Below are 4,375 nucleotides of genomic sequence, written 5' to 3'. Positions count from 1 at the left end.
GGCGGATTGCGACAGCCGGCCGCCCAGCGCCACCAGCGGCCGGGTCAGCCGGTCGGCCAGATGCGGCAGCAGCAGGGTCAGGCCGAACAGCGCCAGCAGCACGATGGCGGCGATTCGGCCCCTTCATTGGCGGCGACGGCCCAGCCGCCGGCCACCGCCGCCAGCGTGGCGACGATCGCGAAGGTCGCGGCCATGCCGATCAGCATCGGCAGGCCGCTGCCCAGGAAGGGCCGGTCGGCCCGGGCGAAGACGAAGGGCAGCACCGGCAGGATGCAGGGGCTGACGATGGTCAGCACGCCGCCCAGATAGGCCAGCAGGAACAGCAGCATATCCGGTTCTCGGGATATCGGTGGCGAGGAACTGGAGATGAGATGGGGCAGCGGCCGGCGTTTCGCCCGTTAGCCGCTGTTAGATGGTGTTGGCCCGGGGTGCCGCCCGTCGGGCGTCCCGCCGCACCGCCGAACTGTAGTCGTCATGCCCTGTCACCGAATTCACAGCGTCCCGACGATCTGTTCGCCCGACACCGTCGCAGTGTTACAGGGGCGACTCTTGGCTCGTTGTATGTTGCTTTCCGGCGGGCGATGCGATGAGGTGGCCTTGGTGGTCCAAGGGAGATGGGAGATGCCTCGTCCCTGGCTCTCATGCATGGCGGGCGGCGTCGCCATGATGCTCGCGGCGTCGGCCGCCGCCGCGCCTCTCGACCGGTACACCGGCGCCTTCAATGCCGAGGGCGTGGTCGCGGACGGGCCGGATGCCGCGCCCCGCGAGGTGAGCTGCGACTTCACGGTGCTGCAGCGGCAGCCGGACCGGATCGCGCTCGACGGCACCTGCCGGGCCTATTGGATCTTCTCGCGGTCGGTCAGCGCCGACCTGTCGGTCGATCCCCGATCCGGCCGGGTGACCGGGACCTATACGGGGGCGAGGGTCGGGCCGGCACGGCTGACCGGCCGGCTGGACGGCCCGGCGATCGACGTCCTCATCAATTGGCCCCAGCCGGTCAATGGCCAGATGACGGCCGATATGCGGATCGTCAGCCTGGCCCCGGACCGGCTCCAGATCCTGGTGACGGATCGCGGAGGGCAGGGGGCGTCGCGCGTGACGACGAATCTGACATTGGCGCGTCAGTGAGGCCTGCCCGTCGATCACCTGAGCGAATTGGTGACAGTGTATTTAGTGAATTTGATAGCAGTACAGGGCGGCACTGACGCTGTCGCCGAACTGCGAAATTCGTGCACTGTCGCCGAATTCCCGCGCTGCCGGCTCGGGCACGCGTCGATTGGGGGGCCGATCGCCCATCAGCGCAACGCAGGTAACAGCAGTTCACTAGCGGCTGTGTGACGGGATCGTTGCCGACGATTGTGACAAGCACTCCAAATCCGAGCCTCAAGAGGGTTAATTTTTCTTTTATATTCAATGCATTCTGCCGTCGCGCAAAAAATGGGGGAGGCACACATGTACTCCTGTTATTAATAGCGCTGTGTGACATGGGGTGCCGTATGGATCCAATCACTGACTATCTTGCGACCAATGGCCCCTCGCTCACCAGCGACGTTGCGCAATATCTGGTCGACACCTATCGCCTCATTCCGGCTGCAGCGCGAAAGCGTGTCTCACGCGCGGGCGGCGAGGTGCGGCGGCTGGCCGGGATCGTCTTTCCGCATAAGGTGCGTTTCCTCTATCTCCAGCAGCAGTTCGGCTCTCCTCGGTATTGGGAGAGTCTGGCGCAAGCGCTGATCTCGGCCAACTCCGCCTATGGCTACGCCATTGCCGCCCTTCGACAGCGCGGCGGTATCGTGCCGGCGTCGCAATTTCCTGTGGTGTGCGGTGCGCCGCTTCGTCAGCAACGTCAACTCTCGCCCGACACAATCTTCGAGCGGCTGTCCGACGCCAAGCTTTTGACCAAGGTCATGCTCCCGGGGGTCGGCGAATGCATCGCATTTGTCCAGGAAGGGGAGCGCTATGAAACTATAGCTGACCTGATGCGTGCGCACCTCCTCACCGAGGACATCCTGCTCACGGCGGTAAAAGAGTGGCTGCGCAAGCTCGGCATTGCAAGCTTCGGGCAGGTGGCGGTTCGCGGTGACGATACACTACCCCGAGTGGGAACCTTCGCCTGGGACCTGTCGGCACCGTGCTATCTCGGCCATATGGTCCGCAAAGGGCCGGATGGTACGGTCAAGCCCGGCTTTGTCGTCTGCGACGTCCATTTGGGCGCGGACATGACTCAGGCCGGCGTCGCTCCCTTTATCCGCAAATGCTTGACGTTGCGCAGCCTCAGCAAGGTCGGGCCATGCATGCAGATCCTGGTCGCCAACCGCTTCCATCGCGATGCTTTCGACCTACTCAAGCGCCACGGGATCATTCCCGCGACGCCAAAGTCTCTGTTCGGTAAGGAGGTGGCTGAAGCGCTTACCCAGCTCATTTCCGTGCTGTTCAATGCCGCACGTTCGATCATCAACCCTGAGCAGTTCGATGAGCTGTTTGGTAAGCTTAGCAGGATTGAAGGTGCGGCCAACCAGCTGCGGGGCACTCTATTCGAGTATCTCGCTGCCGAAATGGCCCGTCAGACGCTGGCGTCCGATGTCAGCTTGAATCGTATTTTCAAGACACCTGGCAAAGAGGCTGAAGCCGATGTCGTCGCTGTGCGACCGCACCAGAAGATCACAATAATTGAGTGCAAGGGTTACAGTCCCAGGGCGACCATTCCCCACGATCTGTTCAAGCGCTGGCTCGAACACAACGTGCCGACCTGCTATGCCGCGCTGAAACAGCATCCCGACTGGAAGAACCTGCCGGTAGCCTTCGAGTTCTGGGCCACCGCGTCGCTATCCGAGGAGTCGATGAAGTTGTTCGCCAAAGCCAAGGCGAACATCCGGCCGAGCCGCTATACGATTGACCTGAAACTTGGTCCAGATCTGTTGGCGATCATAAAGCAGACCCGCGACCCGAGCATGGTTGTCGCCTTTGAAAAGCACTTCGTTAAGGTCGAGCGCGAGCCGGAGATCTTTCCGGAGGACATTGATATCGGCGAATTTGTATTTTGACGCCTGACGAAACATGCGTCTGGTCGTTTAGGGGACAGCGGCTCAAGCCCTGCTCTTCGATTTCGAGACTAGCTGCGGCGACACGGATGTCCGGCCCGGAGGAGCCTCGCGGGTAACCGAACGCCCGCTTAGGGGACAAGCCGTCCGTGCCGTCCAGCCAAAGCCCGTCCCTGCACTGCCCGCCTCTCCGCCACCACCCCTCACACCCATTTCAGCGAGCTGTCATAGCTGCTCCGCCGCAGGCCCTCGACGGCGTAGCGCAGGGCGTCGATGGCGTGGTTCTCGCGGTCCTCCAGCTCGGACAGGACCACGCCGGTCTTCGGGTCGGTGCGGTAGCTGTACAGCGCCAGCTCGTCGATCAGGTGGCGGCAGCGTGGATGCACCAGGATGTCGTGCGCCTTCAGGAACGCGATGCCGTCCTGCACCGACCCCGCACCCTTGGTCGACCCGGTGATGGCGCCGAAGCCCTGGCGCTGCATGTAGCTGATCGTCTCCGGCCGGGCGCTGTCGGCGATGATCGGGCCCCACCGCGACCCCGGCACGGTGTCGAACAGGGCCGGCGTCCGGTCGATCTCGCAGCCCACGGCATAGGCCTCGTGGTCGACGAACAGCGTCCGGCCCTCGACGAAGCAGCGCAGCAGCACCGTCGGGTCGCGGGCGAAGCCCCAATCGGCGCCGAACAGGAAGCGGGCGCCGGGCGGCGTCTCGAACGCCTCCACCCGCCAGTTCTCGAACACCCGGGCCTCGCTGTGGGTGCGATAGCCGCCGAGCCAGACATGCTGGTGCTTGTCCGGGTCGCGCGCCCGATCCCACTCCATCTCCGCCTGCAGCACCTCCGGGAAATGCGGGTTGTCGGAATATTTCACCGGCACCAGCACGGAGCCGGGCGGCGGCGGCCCGCCGCGGAACAGCGCGTCGACCGGGTCGTCCGCCCGCACCGGGTTCCAGGAGAACCACAGCTCCGACCCCTTCTTGCGGATGGTCGGGCGCAGCAGGTCGAGGCTGCGGATCGACAGCGCCTGCGCCTCCTCGACCCAGGCGATGTCGTAGCCCTCCAGCGACTTGATCGACTCCGCCGTGTGGTTCTGCATGCCCTGGAAGATGATCCGGCCGCCGCCGGGCGCCAGGATCCGGTCGGCCCGCACCCGGAAATGCGCGCCGACGCCCAGCGCCTGGATCTTGTCCTCGATCAGCCGCTTGACCGACTGGTCGAGCGAACGCTGCACCTCGCGGATGCACACCGCGCGCACCGGCGCCGCCTCGATGCAGCGCCGCACCAAGAGTTCGGCGAAGGCATGCGACTTGCCGGACCCGCGGCCGCCATAGGCGCC

The 4,375-nt window shown here is 64.7% G+C and carries 4 protein-coding genes; 2 read left to right on the top strand and 2 right to left on the bottom strand.

What is annotated here, in order from left to right; all coding sequences use genetic code 11:
• Positions 1-77: 77 nt before the first annotated feature.
• Positions 78-329, bottom strand: a complete 252-nt coding sequence (locus P409_RS27760) for a hypothetical protein (protein ID WP_034846031.1) — start codon at positions 327-329, stop codon at positions 78-80.
• 292 nt (positions 330-621) lie between these two features.
• On the opposite strand from P409_RS27760, the gene P409_RS27755 reads away from it, so the two are divergent.
• A complete protein-coding gene (locus tag P409_RS27755; RefSeq protein ID WP_152613575.1) occupies positions 622-1,128 on the top strand; it encodes a hypothetical protein in 507 nt (168 codons plus the stop codon).
• 368 nt (positions 1,129-1,496) lie between these two features.
• Positions 1,497-3,044, top strand: coding sequence for a hypothetical protein (locus P409_RS27750; protein WP_152613574.1), 1,548 nt, complete (start codon positions 1,497-1,499; stop codon positions 3,042-3,044).
• A 200-nt stretch (positions 3,045-3,244) separates the two neighbouring features.
• On the opposite strand, the gene P409_RS27745 is transcribed toward P409_RS27750, so the two are convergent.
• Positions 3,245-4,375, bottom strand: a 1,131-nt coding sequence (locus tag P409_RS27745) for a PBSX family phage terminase large subunit (protein WP_034846026.1), incomplete at its 5' end; no start/stop codon positions are given.

The organism is Inquilinus limosus MP06 (assembly GCF_000767795.1).
In the GTDB taxonomy this organism is placed as follows: domain Bacteria; phylum Pseudomonadota; class Alphaproteobacteria; order DSM-16000; family Inquilinaceae; genus Inquilinus; species Inquilinus limosus_E.
The sequence above is the reverse complement of the archived record's forward strand: the minus strand, read 5'-3'. Positions and strand labels throughout refer to the sequence as shown.

Bases quoted from the DNA above. Each gene is read 5' to 3' on its own strand.
- P409_RS27760 (WP_034846031.1), bottom strand. From the start codon at position 329: ATGCTGCTGTTCCTGCTGGCCTATCTGGGCGGCGTGCTGACCATCGTC.
- P409_RS27755 (WP_152613575.1), top strand. From the start codon at position 622: ATGCCTCGTCCCTGGCTCTCATGCATGGCGGGCGGCGTCGCCATGATG.
- P409_RS27750 (WP_152613574.1), top strand. From the start codon at position 1,497: ATGGATCCAATCACTGACTATCTTGCGACCAATGGCCCCTCGCTCACC.